General features: G+C 51.5%; 15 protein-coding genes. 7 read left to right on the forward strand and 8 right to left on the reverse strand.

All coding sequences use genetic code 11. From position 1 onward, the window contains the following. Window positions 1-7 precede the first annotated feature (7 nt). Complete coding sequence (locus tag LCF41_RS20950; RefSeq protein WP_225086172.1) at window positions 8-1,207, reverse strand: starvation-sensing protein RspA; 1,200 nt, start codon at window positions 1,205-1,207, stop codon at window positions 8-10. A 324-nt stretch (window positions 1,208-1,531) separates the two neighbouring features. Between LCF41_RS20950 and LCF41_RS20955 the strand changes: the two genes are divergently transcribed. Then, window positions 1,532-2,905 carry a PTS transporter subunit EIIC gene (locus LCF41_RS20955; protein ID WP_225086173.1) on the forward strand — a complete coding sequence of 458 codons (1,374 nt, stop codon included), beginning with the start codon at window positions 1,532-1,534 and terminating at the stop codon, window positions 2,903-2,905. A 243-nt stretch (window positions 2,906-3,148) separates the two neighbouring features. Next, window positions 3,149-5,788, forward strand: a complete 2,640-nt coding sequence (ppc, locus tag LCF41_RS20960) for a phosphoenolpyruvate carboxylase (protein ID WP_225086174.1) — start codon at window positions 3,149-3,151, stop codon at window positions 5,786-5,788. A gap of 130 nt (window positions 5,789-5,918) precedes the next feature. Here the strand turns inward: ppc and LCF41_RS20965 are convergent, their stop codons facing one another. From LCF41_RS20965 to LCF41_RS20975, 3 genes are all read right to left on the reverse strand, one after another. After that, on the reverse strand, window positions 5,919-6,701 hold the full coding sequence (locus LCF41_RS20965; protein ID WP_225086175.1) for a tyrosine-protein phosphatase: 783 nt from the start codon (window positions 6,699-6,701) through the stop codon (window positions 5,919-5,921). 149 nt (window positions 6,702-6,850) lie between these two features. Then, window positions 6,851-7,621: a uridine phosphorylase gene (udp, locus tag LCF41_RS20970; protein ID WP_010283777.1), complete on the reverse strand. Its 771-nt coding sequence runs from the start codon at window positions 7,619-7,621 to the stop codon at window positions 6,851-6,853. A gap of 452 nt (window positions 7,622-8,073) precedes the next feature. Continuing rightward, on the reverse strand, window positions 8,074-8,667 hold the full coding sequence (locus LCF41_RS20975; protein WP_225086176.1) for a hypothetical protein: 594 nt from the start codon (window positions 8,665-8,667) through the stop codon (window positions 8,074-8,076). 87 nt (window positions 8,668-8,754) lie between these two features. Here LCF41_RS20975 and LCF41_RS20980 point away from each other — a divergent pair, with 87 nt between their 5' ends. The 4 genes from LCF41_RS20980 to LCF41_RS20995 all read left to right on the forward strand — a co-directional run bounded on the left by LCF41_RS20980 (window position 8,755) and on the right by LCF41_RS20995 (window position 12,264). After that, complete coding sequence (locus LCF41_RS20980) at window positions 8,755-9,432, forward strand: helix-turn-helix transcriptional regulator (RefSeq protein WP_225086177.1); 678 nt, start codon at window positions 8,755-8,757, stop codon at window positions 9,430-9,432. Window positions 9,433-9,499: 67 nt separating this feature from the next. Beyond that, a complete protein-coding gene (locus LCF41_RS20985) occupies window positions 9,500-10,327 on the forward strand; it encodes a dienelactone hydrolase family protein (RefSeq protein ID WP_225086178.1) in 828 nt (275 codons plus the stop codon). A gap of 117 nt (window positions 10,328-10,444) precedes the next feature. Next, window positions 10,445-11,614 carry an AAA family ATPase gene (locus LCF41_RS20990; RefSeq protein ID WP_225086179.1) on the forward strand — a complete coding sequence of 390 codons (1,170 nt, stop codon included), beginning with the start codon at window positions 10,445-10,447 and terminating at the stop codon, window positions 11,612-11,614. Next, window positions 11,611-12,264 carry a DUF4276 family protein gene (locus tag LCF41_RS20995; protein WP_225086180.1) on the forward strand — a complete coding sequence of 218 codons (654 nt, stop codon included), beginning with the start codon at window positions 11,611-11,613 and terminating at the stop codon, window positions 12,262-12,264. The genes LCF41_RS20990 and LCF41_RS20995 overlap by 4 nt, the downstream gene beginning before the upstream one ends. Window positions 12,265-12,441: 177 nt before the next feature. On the opposite strand, the gene LCF41_RS21000 is transcribed toward LCF41_RS20995, so the two are convergent. From LCF41_RS21000 to metE, 3 genes are all read right to left on the reverse strand, one after another. Beyond that, window positions 12,442-14,103: a methyl-accepting chemotaxis protein gene (locus LCF41_RS21000; protein WP_225086181.1), complete on the reverse strand. Its 1,662-nt coding sequence runs from the start codon at window positions 14,101-14,103 to the stop codon at window positions 12,442-12,444. Between the two features lie 690 nt (window positions 14,104-14,793). Next, window positions 14,794-16,416 (reverse strand): methyl-accepting chemotaxis protein, encoded by a 1,623-nt coding sequence (locus LCF41_RS21005; RefSeq protein ID WP_225086182.1) that lies wholly within the window; start codon window positions 16,414-16,416, stop codon window positions 14,794-14,796. Window positions 16,417-16,957: 541 nt separating this feature from the next. Beyond that, window positions 16,958-19,222, reverse strand: a complete 2,265-nt coding sequence (gene metE / locus LCF41_RS21010; protein ID WP_225086183.1) for a 5-methyltetrahydropteroyltriglutamate--homocysteine S-methyltransferase — start codon at window positions 19,220-19,222, stop codon at window positions 16,958-16,960. A gap of 104 nt (window positions 19,223-19,326) precedes the next feature. Here metE and metR point away from each other — a divergent pair, with 104 nt between their 5' ends. Further along, a complete protein-coding gene (metR, locus tag LCF41_RS21015) occupies window positions 19,327-20,262 on the forward strand; it encodes an HTH-type transcriptional regulator MetR (protein WP_225086184.1) in 936 nt (311 codons plus the stop codon). Here the strand turns inward: metR and LCF41_RS21020 are convergent. Continuing rightward, the gene (locus LCF41_RS21020; protein ID WP_225086185.1) at window positions 20,168-21,067 is read right to left on the reverse strand and encodes a carboxylate/amino acid/amine transporter; all 900 of its coding nucleotides are present in this window, start codon (window positions 21,065-21,067) and stop codon (window positions 20,168-20,170) included. The genes metR and LCF41_RS21020 overlap by 95 nt on opposite strands. Between the last annotated feature and the right edge of the window lie 180 nt (window positions 21,068-21,247).

Below are 21,247 nucleotides of genomic sequence, written 5' to 3' on the forward strand. Positions count from 1 at the left end.
TGCTGACTCAGGGCGTATGCATCGTGCCATCCGGCAGGCGGCTCTGCGTCCATTCATGCGGACGATAGACGACGGGGAACTGCCGCGCCGCATCCAGATCGATACCGACGCCAATACCGGGGCGTTCAATCGGATACAGATAACCATTCTCCGGCTCCACCGCCTGCGGGAAGACCTTGCGGGTATTTTCCGGGTAAGCGACAAATTCCTGAATCGCAGCATTGTGCAAATGGATATTCAGGTGAATGTTGACCGCCGCGCCGATAGGCGTCATATCCGGTGGGCAGTGCCATGCCAGCCGAACACCAAAGTTCTGACAGAACGCGCCTAGTTTCAGCGCAGGCGTAATCCCGCCAATTTGTGAGACATGGCAGCGAATGAAATCAATCTGCCGGTTAATCACCAGACTCTGCCACTCGGCAGGATTATTAAATAGCTCACCCGTCGCCAGCGGCACCGCGCTCTGGCTGCGGATCTGCGCCAGCCACTCGTTTTGCGCAGGCGGCAAAATATCTTCGATAAAATAGGGACGATAGGCTTCTACCGCTTTGGCAAACTGCACCGCCTGATTCGGGAACAGGCGCTCATGGACATCATGCAGGATGTGGAAACGATCGCCGTATTTCTCGCGCAGTGCACGGAACATGGCGAGCGTATTCGCCATGTACTGCTCCTGATCGTAATAAGCTCCCTCCGTTGGCTGCTTCGTGCTGTGCAACGTGTCAGGGTTACCACCATAGAAGCCTAACTGGCAGCGAATATGGCGGTAACCTTGTGCATACAACCGCTCCACGTCCTGATACAGCCCGTCCAGCGTATCGCTGGCAGCATGGCTGTAGGCGGCAATCGCATCGCGGGATTTCCCACCAAACAGGTGATAAAGCGGCATATCCGCCAGCTTGCCTTTGATATCCCACAGCGCCATATCGACGCCCGCCACCGCATTGTTGATAACCGGCCCGTTACGCCAATAAGCGTTGACCATCATCATGTGCCACAGATCTTCAATGTGGTTAGCATCTCGTCCTAGCAGCAGCGGTTTGAGGTACTCGTCCACCATCGCTTTGACGGCCAATGGGCGCTGCTGGAAGGTCGCACAGCCATATCCCGTAACGCCTTTATCCGTGTAAACCACCACCGTCACCAAATTATGACGGTCAGGGCGGGTAACGAGACATTCAATGTCAGTAATGATTGTCGGCAACACAAAAATATCCTCCAGTGCATTTCCGGAATAGCCATTCCCGGAAAAAACACAGTCTAAAAATCAATTTCTTTTTTGTTTTCTACTTATTTTTTCTTTTATTGTAAACCTCTTAATTAAAAGAATTATTTTGGTTTGAAAAACACGTCAAATTGATAAAAAAACCAGACCAATTTAGAGAAAACAACAACAAGCACCCCTTGAAAAAGTAACCATGTGACGAAAATCATGTTTTATTGGTTTGTTTTTTATTTTTTTAAATTTTACTATCTGCGGAAATAAGTCAGCCAAAAACAACATAAGGCTATGCAGCGGAGAATTTATTCCATGGGAAAAAATGACGTTATTCAGTCAATCATTAAATTGGTCGGCGGAAGCGAAAATATTAATAAAGCCTGGCACTGCATGACGCGGTTGCGGTTTGATTTAATTGACGAAAATAAAGTGCAAACGGACGCTATCAGGAACCTGCCAGGTATATTAGGTGCCCAACACCAGAGTGAGCAATTCCAGATTATTATCGGGCCGCAGGTCAATGAGTATTACGAACTGCTGAACGCCCAGCTTTCGCCTACAACGACATCGCAGCCGGACGTGCAGAAGCAGAAGAAGGGGCTGATTTCGCTGTTCATGGATACCGTTTCCGGCGTATTTGGTCCGATCGTCCCTGCCATCGCAGGTGCCGGGATGATCAAAGGGCTGCTGGCAGGGTTGATCGCCTTGAAAGTGGTCTCTGCCAAAACTGATACCGTGATCGTCCTCGATCTGATCGCCAGCGGTGTGTTCTATTTCTTACCTTTCTTCCTCGCCATCTCCGCAGCCAGGATATTTAAAACAAGCGAATATCTGGCAGCGGCTGTTGCAGCCTGCCTGATGTACCCGTCGTTGATAGAAGCGGCGAAGGCACTAGCCAGCAATAGCCCTAATGCGGTCAGCGCCTTTTACTTCATCGGTGTGCTACCCATTCCGGTGTTCAACTATGCCGCCAGCGTCATCCCGGTGATTTTCTCCGTGCTGGCACTGAGCTATATCCATCGTTGGGTCGATCGCATTATGCCTTCGGTGCTGAAAACCGTATTTACCCCAACGCTGACGCTGTTTATCGCCGCACTGGTGTCGCTCACCATTATCGGGCCATTCGGGATCTACCTCGGTAAACTGCTGGCACTGTTTATTCAGAGCCTGTTCGATGTGTCGTCTATCTTTGCTGGTTTCGTGGTCGGTGCGATTCGGCCTGTCGCTATCCTGACTGGCATGCATCACGCGATGACGCCTATTGCACTGCAAAATTTCAGCAATCAGGGCTTTGATATGCTGATGCCGATGATGTGCATGGCGAATATGGCGATTGCAGGCGCAACGTTCGCCATCTACTTCCATGCCAAAACCCGTCAGGACAAATCTGTCGTGCTGTCTGCTGGGGTTTCTGCGCTGCTCGGTATTACCGAACCTGCACTCTTCGGCGTACTGACCAAGTATAAAAAAGCATTTATCTCCGCGACTATTGCCAGCTCCATCGCCTCGGCCTTTATCGCGTACTTCGGTGTCCGGCTGTATGGCTACATCTTGTCGAGTATTTTCAGCCTGCCAGCCTATATCGGCCCGTACTTTAGCTACGCCGTTTCCGGCATGGCCATCGCCATCGTGCTGTCCTTCACACTGACTTATATTCTGGTTGTCAGAGCCTCCAAACAGTCGTAACCGCACTCGCGGGGCCGTTGCGCCCCGCCCTCTTTCCTCTCTGATTAGTTAGTCTAATATCCGCGCCGCTGTAATTAAATTTCACAAATTGCCAAGCCCGCCTCAATGCAAGTACAAAGAATAAGGAGAAGAAAGAATCGTCAATTGACGAACCCGCCTTATCGTGGCTAGATGGAGGCAGTGCGTCAAAATATGTCAAGTGAAATAAACTTACAAAAATGGTAGGGGTGGGTCAGGGTAACTATGAACGAACAATATTCCGCAATGCGCAGTAACGTCAGTATGCTCGGCAAACTGCTCGGCGATACCATCAAGGAAGCACTGGGTGAGAACATCCTTGATAAAGTCGAAACAATCCGCAAGTTGTCAAAATCTTCCCGCGCAGGTAATGAAAAACATCGTCAGGAGTTGCTGACCACACTGCAAAACCTGTCTAACGATGAACTGTTGCCGGTTGCACGCGCATTCAGCCAGTTCCTTAACCTGACCAATACCGCCGAGCAATACCATACCATTTCACCGCATGGTGAAGCGGCGAGTAACCCGGCACTGCTTTCCAACGCCTTTGAGCGCCTGAAGGAAAGCAAAGATCTGACCGAACGCGATATCCGCGATGCCGTGGAGTCGCTGTCGATCGAACTGGTGTTGACCGCACACCCAACCGAAATTACCCGCCGGACGTTGATCCACAAGCTGGTGGAAGTGAATACCTGTCTCAAGCAACTCGACCATAACGATCTGGCGGATTATGAACGTAACCAGATCATGCGTCGTCTGCGCCAGTTGATCGCGCAGTCCTGGCATACCGATGAGATCCGTAAAATTCGTCCTACCCCGGTAGATGAAGCCAAATGGGGCTTCGCCGTGGTGGAAAACAGCCTGTGGGAAGGCGTCCCAGCGTTTTTACGCGAGCTGGATGAACAGCTGGAACAGGCTTTCGGCTACCGTTTGCCCGTTGACGCCGTTCCGGTGCGCTTTACCTCCTGGATGGGCGGCGACCGTGACGGTAACCCAAACGTTACGGCAGAAGTGACTCGCCATGTTCTGCTACTCAGCCGCTGGAAAGCCGCCGATCTGTTCCTGCGTGATATTCAGGTGCTGGTTTCCGAGCTGTCGATGTCCGAATGTACGCCGGAGCTGTTGGAACTGGCTGGTGGCAGCGAGGTACAGGAACCGTACCGCGCCATCATGAAATCACTGCGTTCACAGTTGAGCAGTACGCTGAACTATCTGGAAGCGCGCCTGACGGGCGAAGAACATCTGCCCCCCAAAGATCTGCTGATTACCAACGAGCAGCTTTGGGAACCGCTCCACGCCTGCTACCAGTCACTGAAAACCTGCGGCATGGGCATCATCGCCGACGGTCGCCTGCTGGATACGCTGCGTCGCGTGCGCTGCTTCGGCGTGCCTTTGGTGCGCATCGATGTTCGTCAGGAAAGCACACGCCACACCGAAGCGGTGGCTGAGATTACCCGTTATCTGGGTCTGGGCGACTACGAAAGCTGGTCAGAGTCCGACAAGCAAGCCTTCCTGATCCGTGAACTGAGTTCCAAGCGCCCGCTCCTGCCACGCTACTGGGAACCGAGTGCGGATACCAAAGAAGTGCTGGATACCTGTCGGGTCATCGCCAAAGCGCCGCAGGGTTCCATCGCCGCTTACGTTATTTCAATGGCGCGCACGCCTTCCGACGTGCTGGCCGTTCATCTGCTGCTCAAAGAGGCAGGCTGTCCGTTCGCCCTGCCGGTCGCGCCGCTGTTTGAAACGCTGGACGACCTGAACAACGCCGATGATGTCATGACCCAACTGCTAAGCATCGACTGGTATCGTGGCTTTATTCAGGGCAAACAGATGGTCATGATCGGCTATTCCGACTCCGCGAAAGACGCGGGCGTAATGGCAGCCTCCTGGGCGCAGTACCGTGCACAGGACGCGCTGATCAAAACCTGTGAGAAAGCCGGTATCGCACTGACGCTGTTCCACGGACGCGGCGGTTCCATCGGTCGCGGTGGCGCACCGGCTCATGCCGCTCTGCTGTCACAACCGCCGGGCAGCCTGAAAGGCGGCCTGCGCGTGACAGAACAAGGCGAGATGATCCGCTTTAAATACGGCCTGCCGGAAGTCACCATCAGCAGCCTCGCGCTGTATACCGGCGCCATTCTGGAAGCGAACCTGTTGCCGCCGCCGGAACCAAAACAGGAATGGCACGAGGTGATGGATGAGCTGTCCCGTGTGTCCTGTGATATGTACCGTGGATACGTGCGTGAGAACCCGGATTTCGTCCCTTACTTCCGCGCTGCGACACCTGAGTTGGAGCTGGGCAAACTGCCGCTGGGCTCACGTCCGGCCAAACGCCGTCCGAATGGCGGCGTAGAAAGCCTGCGTGCTATCCCGTGGATTTTCGCCTGGACGCAGAACCGCCTGATGCTGCCAGCCTGGCTCGGCGCGGGTGCCGCGTTGCAGAAAGTGGTGGATGACGGTAAACAGGAACAGCTGGAAGAAATGTGCCGCAACTGGCCGTTCTTCTCAACGCGTATCGGTATGCTGGAGATGGTGTTCGCCAAAGCCGACCTGTGGCTGGCGGAATATTACGATCAGCGTCTGGTCGAAGAGAAGCTGTGGCCGTTAGGGAAACAGCTGCGCGATCAGTTGGCCGCCGACATCAACATCGTGCTGGCGATCTCTAACGACGATCACCTGATGGCGGATCTGCCGTGGATCGCCGAGTCGATCGCCCTGCGTAACGTCTATACCGACCCCCTGAACGTGTTGCAGGCCGAGTTGCTGCATCGTTCGCGTCAGCAGGAAAAACCGGATGCCGATCTGGAGCTGGCGCTGATGGTCACCATCGCCGGTGTCGCGGCAGGTATGCGTAATACGGGTTAATCACCCCAGTAGCAAAGCAACACAGCAGCAAGGACTAAATCAGAGGCCGGTCAGATGACCGGCCTTTTTTGCTGAAAAAATCAGTCAGCGGTGATGATGGAGTCGATTCATCAATAAGGTGAAGAAAACCTTACGCCAGATATTTATCCTGCAAATAGTTCCGCGCACGATTATCCAGGCCGTATTCCACCTCCAGCCAGCTATCGATCGAACCGTGTCGTTCGTAAATAGCCTGCAACGCCGTCACAATGAACTCTTCCTGCACCGACAGCACATAAGAGAACTGTCCCAACGCTTTCTCATTCAGCGTTGCCGACAAATGCGTCAGCAGTTGCTGGCGGAATGGCGTCAGCGTCGTTTCCGTCAGCAGATAATCTTCCATCACCGTCTGTTCATCCGCACCCAGCGCAAACATCACCAGCGCCGAGCCGATACCCGTACGATCTTTACCCACCGCACAGTGCTGTACCAGCCCGCCCTCACCCGGCTGTAATAGCAGCGACACCAGCTGTTTATAGGCTGAATTATTGAAAGGTAAACGGCGATAAAACTCCAGCATAAACGCCCGGGAATCAAACGCCGCCAGCACATCAGACCCCAGCGAGTCCAGGTTGGCCGTCACTTCATGGCGCAATGGGTTGGCAGGGTAAGCGTGATAGGTCGCACCTGCCCACAATACATCGGGCTTTTGCGCAATTTCATCGGCATCCCGATAATCCACCACGTGGGAAATAGGCACGCCCGCAAGATGCTTACAGTCTGCCTGACTCAGCAGATCCAGTGAGCCAGAGCGAAAAAGTTTGCCGTGTCGGATAAGCCGCCCATCAGCAGCGCGGTTGCCGCCTAAATCGCGGAAGTTGATTCCGCCGTCCAGCGGTAATAAAGAGGGATGAAGCAACGTTGGTTCGGTCATACATCTCCTTGCGAGGTTGAAAGGCGAGCAAGGCAACCGTATTACACACGTAGAGCATGTCGCAGGTTAACCCAATAAACCAGAACAAGTTATTAGAATAAGGGCTGGCCTCTGCGATGACCAGCCCAAAATATCATCAATTTTTTCGCTTATTCAGCCGCTAACAACCGACGTGTCGCATCCAGCAGCACCTTAATCACGGTGGTTTCGGCCAGCTTCATGGTCGCCGCATCAGGGATTTCCTGCTGGGTACGGTTCACGATCACGCCCGCGATCATGCCCGCTTTTAACCCCTGACTGGCGCACATGGTCAGCAACGTGGCAGATTCCATTTCATAGTTCAGCACCCCCATGCTCTGCCACTCTTCCATCGAACCGCGGAAGCGACGTACAACGCGGCCAGAGAAGGTGTCATAGCGTTCCTGACCAGGGTAGAACGTATCGGAAGACGCCGTGATGCCGACGTGCAACGCCGCACCCGAAGCTTTTGCCGCTTCCACCAGCGCGGTGGTACAGCCAAAATCCGCAACGGCCGGGAATTCCATCGGTGCGAAGTGCAGGCTTGCCCCGTCAAGACGGACGGCTGCGGTGGTCACCAACACATCACCGACATTGATACCAGACTGAATCGCCCCGGTGGTGCCCACACGCAGGAAAGTACGAATGCCAAGCTGGGCCAATTCTTCTACCGCGATTGACGTTGATGGACCGCCAATACCCGTCGAGCAAACAATAACGGCCTTGCCGTCCAGCTCCGCACGCCAGGACGTAAACTCACGGTGCGATGCCAGATGTACCGGGTTGTCCATCAGACGAGCAATTTTTTCTACACGCTCAGGATCGCCGGGTACGATAGCCAGCGTCGCGCCCTGTAAATCGTTCTTGACCAAACCAAGATGGAACACATCAGATGTAGACATAACTGCCTCCCGGGCAATCAATTGGGTATTCAGAGAAATCATGCCGGACGCCCCATAAACGCGCTCTGTAAGCGTAACGCTGTTCACTTAAGACTGGATTGACTCGCCCAGTTCCTGTGTTCGCCCTGACGGGTTGCCACAAGTGGCATTTAAAATGCGCTTGCATTTTATAGGGGGAAACACGGTGATGAGGATCCCGCAGGGATACCTCGCACCGTGGTAGCCCCCGGTATCTTGATGCTTAAACGATCGGCATTAGTCCATAAGCGTCCGTTCAATAAAAAGACTCTAGCGCACCATGACGTTTTTTTAAGTGACGAGAGTCACCGATGAAAAAGAAACAAACATAAACATACATAAAATATGTGATGAAAATCACTATTTATCAGGTGAGGTATTCATGTTTGCCGATGAATCGTCTTCTAGTGTAGATTCTTTAGCCTTATCGGTTATCACAACGAACCAAACTCGATACTCTCTGGCTCAATCATTTCCAGAAAGGCATGACATACCGCTTGCCCCTGCCACGATGCGCAAATGGCTTCTGCGCACGGTTGATTGTCGGCAAAGGCAAGATCAATAAAGACGCCATTATCCAGACTAACCAAATACTGACCTTTCCAGCCAGGCTGAAGTGAAAGGTGGCGTTCTATCATCTGATTATAAGCCTGGCGCATGTCACTCTCCTGAATACCCTGCTTGAGACGAAATCGCCCTATTTCGATACCGCCTCTGCTCGTGACTGACGGTGCGTCCAGCATGTGGACGGTGTAGTGCCCCATGCTGTGCAACGCGCTGACAGAAGATCTGAAACAGGAAAATTCAGGTTGGCTTTCAACCGCTTTTGCCGCAGCCCGTGCGGCTTCAAGACTATTCCACACCACAAGATCGACACGCTCAGCGGAAATATCGATGCCTGAAAATGCGATCCAATCGATAAACCCAGGGAAATGCTTTAGCAGACGTTGTGCCGATAAGCGCGCTGAATCGGCCTCTTGCTGGGTTTTTACCGTGTAAGTGACTATTTCGTAACATGGGGTAGCCATGATGAACTCCGTTATCAGGATGATATGAAGTCTGAATCGTATTACACCACCCTGACAGAACTTGTCAGGGTGGTGTAATCTCTTCTCATGAAAACGATCCGACTACTCTCTTTACTTGACCATCTTCGCGGCCGTGTACACCCAGTATCAGCGGAAATATTAGCTCAAGCGTTGAATGTATCAGTCAGAACGATCTACAGGGATATGGCGGCACTACAAACCATCGGCGCCCCTATTCGCGGTGAATCGGGACTCGGTTACCTACTTGAAAAAGACTACTTCCTTCCTCCACTGAACTTTGATCCAGATGAACTGGACGCCATTATGCTGGGAATGCGGCTGATAGGTGCACGAGGCGATGACATGCTTTCCGCAGCGGCCAGCCGGGTTTCAGCAAAAATCAGCGCGGTGATTGGTGCCAAAAAAGCAGAGACCTATAAGCTGCTGCCTCTCAGAGCCGTTTCTCGACATACCGAGGAAAATGAGAGAGCCATAAACCATCTGGCTTTTCTTCGTCTGGCCATTCGTAACAAGCTCCAACTGCGTATTACCTATGTTGATCTGCAAGGAAGAGAAAGCGATAGAATCGCCCGTCCTCTTGGTTTAACCCTGTTTGATGCCGTATGGTTACTCACGATATGGTGTGAAACTCGCTCAGACTTTCGTAATCTAAGGGTAGATAACATCACTTCAGTGGCGGAGACCGACCTATACTTCAGGCCAGAGAAAGGAAAACGCTTCGAAGACTATCTCAGCACGCTGTAGGCACATCTCGACGTGCTGTAGGCATAATGCTGCTAGCAACGATTCATCGATAACAGGAGAGCGCGTAATGAAGACTGATGAACAGACGACCTTCAAACATCTTCCTCAGGGGCTATCCCCGGCAGTGGAACCGCAGACCTCCTCCATCATTACCACGGATTCTGTCGGTATCATTGCCAGTGAAACCACCATTTCTTCTCAGGGTGAGCAGCTCCCCGCGTATATCGCCAGACCGGCGAACCATGACAAGCCGCTCCCTATCGTGCTGGTGGTGCAGGAGATTTTCGGCGTTCATCAGCACATTCAGGACGTTTGCCGCAGGCTGGCCAAACAGGGCTATATGGCCATTGCGCCAGAGCTGTATTTCCGTCAGGGCGACCCCAGCCACTATAACGACATTAAGCGGATCCTGGCCGAGCTGGTTTGTAAGGTGCCTGATACGCAGGTGCTGTCCGATCTCGATCACACCGCCAACTGGGCGATTAAACAGGGCGGCGATGCCAGTAAGCTGGCGATCACCGGCTTCTGTTGGGGCGGACGCATCACCTGGCTCTACGCTGCGCACAACCCGCAGCTCAAGGCGGCGGTTGCCTGGTACGGTAAGTTTACGGGTGAAAAAACGCTGAATAGCCCCAAACATCCGGTCGATATTGCAACGGACTTGGGAGCCCCTGTGCTGGGGTTATATGGCGCAAAGGACGAAGGGATTCCGTTGTCACAGGTTGATACGATGCGGCAAGCGCTACGCGCTGCCAATGCGGCGGCAGATATCATCGTCTACCCCGATGCCGGTCATGCTTTTCATGCCGATTATCGCCCCAGCTACCATGAAGAATCTGCACAAGACGGCTGGCAGCGTATGCTGGCGTGGTTCGAACGTTATGATTTGAAGTGATACACATCATTTCAGGACCGCAAAGAATAGTAAAAAGTAAAAAAACCATTAACTATTTAAATTTTTGGAAAAAAAGACAAGATAATATATAAAAAGCACATATAGAAAGGGGGCAAGATGCTACTGGAATCAATTCAATTAACCAATTTCCTCAGCTTTGGAGCATCAGCTGAAGAAATCACACTTAAACGTCTGAATGTGATCATCGGACCAAATGGTTCAGGAAAATCTAATCTTCTTGAAGCCATTGAATTACTCCGCAATGCACCTGATAAACTATTAACACCAATACGTGATGGCGGTGGAGTTCGCGACTGGTTATGGAAGGGAGCGAAAGCTGGAACACCAACAGCTGAGCTAAATGCAGTACTATGCTATCCAACTGGTCAGCAACCGTTGCGCTACACACTTTCATTTACCGAAGTGGGACAGCGCTTTGAAATTATTGATGAACGTGTTGAAAATAAAAAATCTGATGGTGAAAGATATAAAGAACCCTACTTTTATTACCACTTTAACGGTGGACGTCCTACATTAAATGTCAAAGGTAGTAAAAGAACATTACAGCAGCAAGACATCGATCTTGAAAAATCTATACTTTCTCAGCGCCGTGACCCCGATCAATACCCTGAAATCACCTACCTAGGGTTAGAACTTGCAAAAATTCATCTCTATCGGGAATGGAGCTTCGGCCGTTATACGTCCCCCAGAAAGCCACAAAAAGCAGATTTACCCAATGACTTACTTGAGTCGAACTGTAGCAATCTAGGGCTAGTTCTAAACCGGCTTCGTCGAGAACCCGCAACCAAACAACGTTTACTCAGTGCCCTTCAAGCATTGTATGAAGGAATTGATGATTATGATGTGCAAATAGAAGGGGGAACAGTTCAGGTTTTTTTCCATGAAGGAGACTTCACCGTACCCGCCACACGATTATCAGATGGAACACTACGCTATCTTTGTCTTCTGGCCGTTTTGTGTCATCCCAATCCTCCCCCTTTAATTTGCATTGAAGAGCCAGAATTAGGTCTACATCCCGATGTATTACCCACACTGGCGCAGCTACTGAAAGAAGCAAGTCAGCGTACACAAATCATTGTGACAACACATTCTGACGTGCTAGTCGATGCGATGAGCGATCAACCAGAATCAGTGTTAGTGGCGGAAAAATCAGCGGGAGGCACCACAATGACCAGATTGAATTCAGAAAAATTAAAACCATGGCTAGAAAAATATCGACTTGGTCAACTTTGGACAAGAGGTGAAATTGGAGGGACTCGCTGGTGAAACTGTATGTGGAAGGCGGCGGAGATGCCGCGGCATTAAAAACGGCATGTAGAAAGGGATTTTCTCTGTTTCTGGAAAAAGCAGGGCTAAGAGGTAATATGCCAAGAATTGTAGCCTGCGGCAGTCGTTCAGATGCTTATGATTCTTTTTGTACAGCAATTCGTAACGGTGAAACAGCGATGTTACTGGTCGATAGTGAGGAACAGGTTATTGCAAATATTCAGCCAGGAGATAAAAACCAACAACAAGACCGAGCCCGATGGCTCCCCTGGCAACACTTACTTCAACGGAGGGGAGATCACTGGGAAAAACCCCAAGGCGTTGAGGATTCCCAATGTCATTTAATGGTGCAGTGTATGGAAAACTGGTTTCTAGCAGACCACGAAACCGTGAAGCAATTTTTCGGTCAGGGCTTTCAGGAAAACCAGCTACCAGCATCAACTATGCCGATTGAAACAATTGAAAAAGAAAAGGTATACAGGAGCTTGGATAATGCAACACGCAGCTGTAAGACAAAAAATCAATATGGAAAGGGAGAGCACTCCTTTGAATTATTAGGAAAAATTGATCCTGCCAAGGTACAGCAATCCTCTCCATGGGCGTTACGATTTGTCGAGATATTGCGCGAAAAAATGGCAACACGTACTTAGACTACATAAATTTCCATTTGCCTTTATCATTCCATTCAGAGAAAAGGCCGCCATATTACGACATATCTTATTTCTCCCGACGCGCAATCTGCAAACAACACATGTTATCTACGCTCTAAAACGCCACCGGACATAGGTGGCGTTGGTGTTTTACCTAACCGCGTGACAAAAGCAGCCTTAGAACGTCGTCCAGTCGCCGTTATTTCCCTTGTCTTTCGCTGCCGCTGGCGCTAAAGACAGCGTTGGCGTGCGCGTTGGTGCCGGTGCATAAGAAGCGGTTTTGCCGCTGCCATAAGACAGAAGCTTAAACGCGCTCACCGCTTCCGCCAGAACGGAGGCCTGCGCTTGCAGAGACAGCGCTGCAGAGGCCGATTCTTCGACCAGAGCCGCGTTCTGCTGGGTCGTGGTATCAATCTGTCCAACGGCCAGATTCATCTGGTTAATCCCGTCGCTCTGTTCACGGCTGGCCTGCGAGATTTCACTGATGATCTCATTCACATCCCGCACATAGCCCGTTAGCCCGCCCATGGTTTCTTCGGCAGTATCCACCAGCGACATGCCTTCCTGAATTTTGCTCACGGAGTCGTCGATCAAATCCTTGATCTCCCGCGCGGCGGTCGCACTGCGCTGTGCCAAAGAACGTACTTCCCCTGCTACCACCGCAAAACCGCGACCTTGCTCGCCCGCACGTGCAGCTTCAACCGCCGCGTTCAGCGCCAGAATATTAGTCTGGAAGGCAATGCCGTCAATCACACCAATGATCTCCGCCATACGCTGAGATGAATCGCGAATGCCGCGCATTTTCTGCGTCACCGAAATCATCACGTCGCCGCTTTGCTTCGCCGCACCGGAGGCTTTATTGGCGATTTCCGTCGCCTGCTGGGTGTTCTCCGCCGTGTTTTTAATGGTAGAGGTAAGCTGTTCCATCGACGCTGCGGTTTCTTCCAGCGAGCTGGCCTGTTCTTCCGTGCGCGCTGACAGATCCTGATTACCTGCGGCGATTTGCGAGGCTGCCGTCGAGATGGTTTCCGCACCGTCACGCACCTGTCCGACAATCGTGCTCAAGCTGGTGTTCATGTGATCCAACGATTGCAGCAGCAATCCGGTTTCATCTTTGCTGGTAACAGTGATACGTGAGGTCAGGTCGCCCTGTGCCACTCTGTCTGCCACTTGCAAAGCCTGCTGTATCGGTCGGGTTACGCTGCGCGTAATTGACCAGGCAATCAATGCCCCGAATACGGCACCCAGCGCCAAAATGAGCAGCAGAATAATACGAGTCTCGCGGTATACCTCAGCCATATCTTCAACGGAGGCTCCCATTGCATCATCCTGATAGTTAACCAGTTGCCTTACCGCATCACGGTACTGGCGCTGGATGACATTCAGGTTATTGTTGAACTCCTCAATTGCCGCATCCCGATTACCCGCCACCACATCGCTAACAATTTTGTCGCCGGATTTCAAAAATTCGGTACGAATCCCGCGGATAAGACGTAACTGAGCGACCGAACGTTCTTCAACGGTCTGGCTTTCTAGCTTATCTAATAGGCGACCGATCTCCTGGCGGAATTCATTCACACGAGTAACATTTGCCTTGATTTGATCTGCACCTGAAACCAGCATTAGCCGCTGATATGCCACCAGAATGCTGTTCACATTATCGATAAGGCTATTAGAATCAACAGTCTGAGGGTAAACGTCTTTCACGATACTTCTGGCACTATCCTGAAAACCAGATAGCTTAGACAAGGAAAAAATACTCACGACAAACAGCATCAAAATCAGGATGGCAAATCCGGCTCCCAGTCGATAGCCAATACGCCAGTTCGCTAAATTCATGTCTCACTCCTTTAAGGTAATGCATAGCAAGGTCAATTGCGCACATGTCGCAGATTGATGGAACCACAGGGCGGAGAATGGTTGGCGATCCGAAGGAAAAAACCTTCTGACGCGACAGAGATACCTTAAGGCAGGCATTTTTTACGCATGCTCTGAGCAGCATGAGAAGCGCTATCAAAAATCAAATAGTTTCCCTCGGGTGTTGAGGTGCAAAAGTGGAAATAAATCGAACAATGCTACAAATACAACTGATAAGACCGCAGAGACGTGATTGAAGTGATAAATCGTGGTCTTCCCTCTCCGGACTCATGCAGCCATAACCGCTCCTGTGTTATCTATTTTTATCGGCAAGGCGTTTCTGAACTTTACGAATTGATCGTTTAAATCATTCAAAAACATATAATAAATAGACAGCAACTATCAAAAGTCAAGTTTCGATCGGAAAAATCACAGTTTAATCAACCAATAATTAACATAAGTAACGCCTCAATTACATAAAAGGATAGTCAGACATGTCTGATATTAAAAATAAAGAGATGGGAATATTTCTTAGTAAAGAATAACCAGCTGAATAAGAAGAGAAAAAATCATATTTGCTCTATACAGCGTAGAGAACGAATTAGGGGAGTATATTGCTCCCCTGCTGAAATAGGTGCGGTACAGCAACACGACCAAACGCTAGCCGTAAATTTACTCTTTGCTTGCCAGCGCCAGAGACAGCGTCGGCGTGCTCATCGGCACATAAGAGCCGTAACCGCCGCTGTTATACGACTGTATTTTAAACGCGCTCACCGCGTCTGCCAGAACAGAGGCCTGTGCTTGCAGAGACAGCGCTGCGGAGGCAGATTCTTCTACCAAAGCCGCGTTCTGCTGAGTCGTGGTGTCAATCTGTCCAATCGCCAGATTCATCTGGTTAATCCCGTCGCTCTGTTCACGGCTGGCCTGCGAGATCTCGCTGATAATGTCGTGCACGTCCTTCACGTGGGCCGTCAATCCGCCCATGGTTTCTTCAGCAGTATCGACAAGATCCATTCCTTCGCGAATTTTGCTCACCGAGTCGTCGATCAAATCCTTGATCTCCCGTGCTGCGGTCGCACTGCGCTGTGCCAATGAACGGACTTCTCCCGCCACCACCGCAAAGCCGCGTCCCTGTTCGCCCGCCCGCGCCGCTTCAACCGCCGCGTTCAGCGCCAGAATATTGGTCTGGAAAGCAATGCCGTCAATCACACCGATGATTTCCGCCATACGCTGGGACGAATCGCGAATACCGCGCATTTTCTGCGTCACGGAAAGCATGACATCGCCACTTTGTTTTGCCGCACCAGTCGCCTTATTAGCAATTTCTGTCGCCTGCAGGGTGTTCTCCGCCGTGTTTTTAATAGTGGATGCCAGTTGCTCCATGGAGGCTGCCGTTTCCTCCAGCGAACTCGCCTGTTCTTCCGTGCGCGATGACAGATCCTGATTGCCCGCCGTGATTTGTGACGCCGCCGTCGAGATAGTTTCCGCCCCATCACGTACCTGGCCGACAATCATGCTCAGGCTGGTGTTCATACGATCCAACGATTGCAGCAGCAATCCGGTTTCATCCTTGGTGATCACCGTAATACGTGAAGTCAGGTCGCCCTGTGCCACGCGATCGGCCACTTGCAATGCCTGCTCTATTGGGCGGGTTACGCTACACGTAATCGCCCAGGCAATCAGCGCTCCAGATACGGCACCTAGCGCCAAAATAAGCAGCAAAATCATACGAGTGCTGTTATACACCTCAGCCATGGTCTCGACAGAGTTATCCATCGCCTCATTTTGGTAATTCACCAGTTGCTTCACCGCGTCACGGTAATTGCGCTGAATCACGTTCAGGGTGTTATTGAATTCCGCGATGGCGACATCGTTGTTGCCCGCCTGCGCATCACTAATAATTTTATCGCCGGATTTGATGAACTCGGCACGAAACCCGCGGACAACCCCCACTTGCTTGCGAGCCTGTTCTCCTGAAGCATTCCTTTCCAGATTATCAAGCAGACGGCTAATCTCCTTGCGGTACGCCATAATCCGATCGACATACCCCTGACGCTGTTCCTGACCGGATACCAGCAGCATCTGCAAATAAGCGACGAAGTGCCCATTCACATTATCGATGAGGTCATTCGCATCTACCGTTTGTGGGTAAACGTCTTTAACAATATCTCTGGCGCCATCCTGAAAGCCGGACAGTTTAGACAGAGAAAAAATACTCACGGTAAACAACATCAGGATTAAGATAGCAAACCCGCTTCCTAATCGATAACCAATACGCCAATTCGCTAAATTCACATCTCACTCCTTTTAGGTAATACCTAATAATCACTACTGCGCACGGTTATCGTCTAATAACCTCGCAGAGTGGGGGAAATAATCGTTTTCGGGGAAATAAATATGCTTCATGGGTATAATAAATATACCCACAAGAGAGTAATTGCAGATGCATTTTCAACATCAGTAAAACGTTAGAAAATACAAACAACCTCACTCTACTTGTACGCCTAAGCTGCCTCCATGCCGTTTACCTTATCGGCATAAGACTGCTGAGCTTTATGACAACGTTGCTTAAATGCTTTGAGGAATAGATATATCGATGACCGATGAATATTCAATTTCGGAAAATAACCGACCAGTCGATGCAGAAAAAAACGCGGAATAGCGAGACAACTTTATTAAAGGAAAGACAATATAGTTAATTCTCGGGAAGGCAGACAATATGCAGAGAGAAATAATAAAAATTGAGAAGCGGGGGAAATAATGCGTATTTTATCTATTCATCTGGTGTAAAAAGTCAGGGAGGCCATGCCTCCCTGATGTCATCAGCCATTAACTATTACTGAGTTTCACGCAGACGTTGTGCTGCCTGAACCATATTCGCCAGCGCCTGACGCGTTTCCGGCCAGCCACGGGTTTTCAGACCGCAATCCGGGTTCACCCACAGGCGTTCCGCTGGGATACGCTGTGCCGCTTTCTTCAGCAGATCTTCCATCCATTCCACGCTCGGTACGTTCGGGGAGTGGATATCATAAACGCCCGGACCGATTTCATTCGGGTACTCGAACTCTTCAAACGACTCCAGTAATTCCATATCGGAACGAGAGGTTTCAATCGTGATCACGTCTGCATCCAGCGCGGCGATAGAATCCATGATGTCGTTGAACTCGCAATAACACATATGGGTATGGATCTGCGTATCATCTTTCGCCACCGCGGCATTCAGACGGAAAGCATCGACTGCCCAGGCCAGATACGCCTCCCAGTCTGAGCGGTGCAGCGGCAGACCTTCACGCAGCGCCGGTTCGTCAATCTGGATGATGCCAATACCTGCGGCTTCCAAATCTGCGACTTCATCACGCAGCGCCAGTGCAATTTGCTTAGCGATAGTTTCACGCGTGACGTCTTCACGCGGGAAAGACCAGCACAGGATGGTCACCGGACCTGTCAGCATGCCTTTCATCGGCTTGTCGGTCAGAGACTGTGCGTATTTCGCCCACTCAACGGTGATCGCTTCTGGACGACTCACATCACCAATGATGACTGGCGGTTTCACACAGCGAGAACCGTAGCTCTGTACCCAGCCGTTCTGGGTAAAGATAAACCCATCCAGATGCTCACCGAAGTATTCCACCATGTCGTTGCGCTCGGCTTCACCGTGCACCAGTACGTCCAGACCCAGACGCTCTTGCTCAGCCACGGCCTGTTTAATGTGTTCGGCAATGCCAGTGCGATAGTTATTACCATCCAGACGACCCTGCTTGAAATCCAGACGCAGGCCGCGAATTTCCGTGGTCTGCGGGAAAGAACCGATCGTGGTCGTCGGCCATGCTGGCAGATTAAAGCGCTCACGCTGAGCATCCGCACGCACCGAATACACGCTCTGACGCTGGCTGTCCTGTGCGGTAATCGCTGCCAGACGCTGCGCAACGGCGGCGTTATTCACACGCGCTGAGGTACGACGGGCACGAATCGGCGCGCTGTAGGCTTCCAGTGCCTGACCGTTGCCGCTATTCAATGCCTGAGACAACAGTGCCAGCTCCGCACATTTCTGAATCGCAAAGGCAAACCAGCTCTTCACTTCATCATCCAGACGTACTTCCACGCTCAGATCGATAGGGCTATGCAGCAGTGAGCATGAGCTACCCAGCCACAGATCGCGCGTTCCCACCAACGGTTGCAGACGCTCGAACCAGTTGCTCAGATCGGCGCGCCATACGTTACGCCCATTAATCACCCCCAGAGACAGTACCCAGTTAGCAGGCAGTTGGGCGCTCAGCGTCGCGGCATCATCCTTACCGTGAACCAGATCGATATGCAGCCCCTGAACCGGCAGCGCTTTGATCGTTTCCAGATTCTGGCTCACGCTATCAAAATAGGTCGTCAGCAGCAGTTTCACCTGCCCCTGCAACGCATCGTAAGCCGGTTTAAACGCGGCCAGCCACGCTTGCGGCAGTTCCAGCGCCAGCGCAGGTTCATCAATCTGCACCCACTCAATCCCGCGTTTCGCCAGTTCAGCCAGCACCTGCTGATAAACTGGCAGAATATCCTGTAGCAGCGACAGACGATCAAACTGCTCACCTTTCACTTTACCCAGCCACAGATAGGTAACCGGGCCTAACAAAACAGGCTTCACGTTATGGCCCAGAGCCAGTGCTTCATCCACTTCATCCAGCAGCTGTGTCCAGGTCAGCTTGAACTGCTGCCCTTTGGTGAACTCCGGCACCATGTAGTGATAGTTAGTGTTAAACCACTTGGTCATTTCAGCGGCAGCGGCAGGCTGACCGGTTGGCGCACGTCCACGGCCAATACGGAACAGCGTATCCAGATCGACCGAGCCGTCTTCATTCTGATGACGTGCGGGTACGTTACCCAGCAGCAGACTGGTGGTCAGTACATGGTCGTACCAGGCGAAATCACCCACTGGCAGCAGATCAACGCCAGCATCCTTCTGTTGTTGCCAATGACGCGCACGCAGCTCACGTCCAACGGTCAGCAACTCTTCCTGTGTCGCGTTACCAGCCCAGTAGCTTTCCTGCGCTTTTTTCAGTTCACGGCGTAATCCAACGCGCGGAAAACCCAGTGTGTGATTCACAATCGCCATCGTTAATTCCTCATTTAGCCGTCCAGATGTTTACACATCCATAATCCGCAGGTAGTGTAGTAACTACAAGCGCAATTTATTCACTGTCACTGTGAAGGACTCTCATGATCGAATTCAAACACCTGCGAACGCTGCAAGCACTGCGCAATACCGGATCGTTAGCCGCCGCTGCCGCTGCACTTCATCAAACTCAATCGGCGTTATCCCACCAGTTCAGCGATCTGGAACAGCGCCTTGGGTTCAGGCTATTCGTGCGTAAAAGCCAGCCGCTGCGCTTTACGCCTCAGGGAGAAATTCTGTTGCAGTTGGCAGAGCAGGTGTTACCGCAAATCCAGCAGGCGTTGCAGGATTGTCATGCGCCGCACCAAACCACGCTCCGTCTAGCCATTGAGTGTCATAGCTGTATTCAGTGGCTGACGCCGGCGCTAGATGAGTTCCATCTGCACTGGCCGCAGGTGGTGATGGATTTTAAATCAGGCGTGACATTCGACCCTCAGCCAGCACTCCAGCAAGGCGAGTTGGATCTGGTGATGACCTCCGACATCATGCCGCGCAGTGGCCTGCAATATTCGCCTCTGTTTGATTTTGAAGTCAGGCTAGTGCTGGCACCCGATCATCCGCTGGCAGGAAAAGAGAAAATCGAACCGGAGGATTTCACCGCAGAGACCCTGATGATCTATCCGGTACAGCGGCAACGGCTGGATGTCTGGCGTCACTTTTTGCAGCCGGCCGGCGTCAGCCCTACGCTGAAAAGCGTGGACAATACGCTGCTGTTGATTCAGATGGTAGCCGCCCGCATGGGCATCGCCGCGCTACCGCACTGGGTAGTGGAAAGCTTCGAGCGTCAGGGGCTGATTGTAACCAAATCGCTGGGTGACGGGCTGTGGAGCCGGTTGTACGCCGCCGTCCGTGACGGAGAGCAGCGCCAACCGGTGATTGATGCGTTTATTCGTTCGGCGCGTCAGCACGCTTGTGAGCACTTACCGTTTGTGAAGGACGCTTCACGACCCAACGCTGGTGTACCCACAGTGAGGACGTGATAATTATCGTCCCCACGATAAAGCTCAGCCAGTCTGGCGTTTTATGCCAGATAGCGAAGTTAACCAAAAGCCCAGTCGGCACATGGAAGTTATTCATTATGCTGAGCGTTCCGGCATCCACCTGGGTTGCGCCGTAGTTCCACATAAAATAACCCAGACCAGAAGCGCCAATCCCCAACCAGAGCAGTACGCCCCACTGTAAGGTGGTGGTGGGTAATTTATCCAGATTGCCGAAGAGCAGCCACGCGGTTATCGTCACGATCGCCGCGCCCAGGTAAAACCAGGAAAATGCACAGTGCTGCGGTACGGGATAGAGCTCCATCAGGCGCTTGTAGCCAACCTGACCTGCGGCAAAACACACGTTAGCCGCCTGCACCAGCAGGAATCCCCACCAAAAATGCTCACTCACACCGTGATAGTGGATCACGGCTGCGCCGAATACCGCCAGCAGAGCACTCATGACATAGCCCCAGCGCAGACGCTGCCGAGCAAGCAAATCATAAATCAGCGTGACGTATAGCGGCGTCATCACCGTAAAGAGTAAAAACTCAGGTACGGTCAGGTACAAGTAGGCCTGGAAGACGAACAGGTACATGATACCCAGTTGGCAAGCACCCACTAACAGATATAAGAAAATGACGCGTGGCGCATAGCCTCGAAAGCGTAAAAACGGCAAAAACACCACAGCCGCCGCTGTCAGGCGGAACATCGCAGAAAACCAGCTATCAACCTGACCCGCCAGATATTCGCCAATCAGGCTGAATGAAAATGCCCACAAGATAGTGGTAATAGTAAGTAATGGCACAACAACATCCGCTTAGGAAAAAGTCTCGCCATTGTAACGGAGATGACTGAATGAATTTCAGTCAATGTGGTTTACATTAGAGTAAGTATTAAACAAACGGACGAGTAAGTAACTGTCACAATGAGAGAAACGGCATTAAATAACCATTTCCCAAGTAACATTTACACCACCGAATATATT

Origin of the sequence: Pectobacterium colocasium (assembly GCF_020181655.1) — a bacterium.
Classification (GTDB): domain Bacteria; phylum Pseudomonadota; class Gammaproteobacteria; order Enterobacterales; family Enterobacteriaceae; genus Pectobacterium; species Pectobacterium colocasium.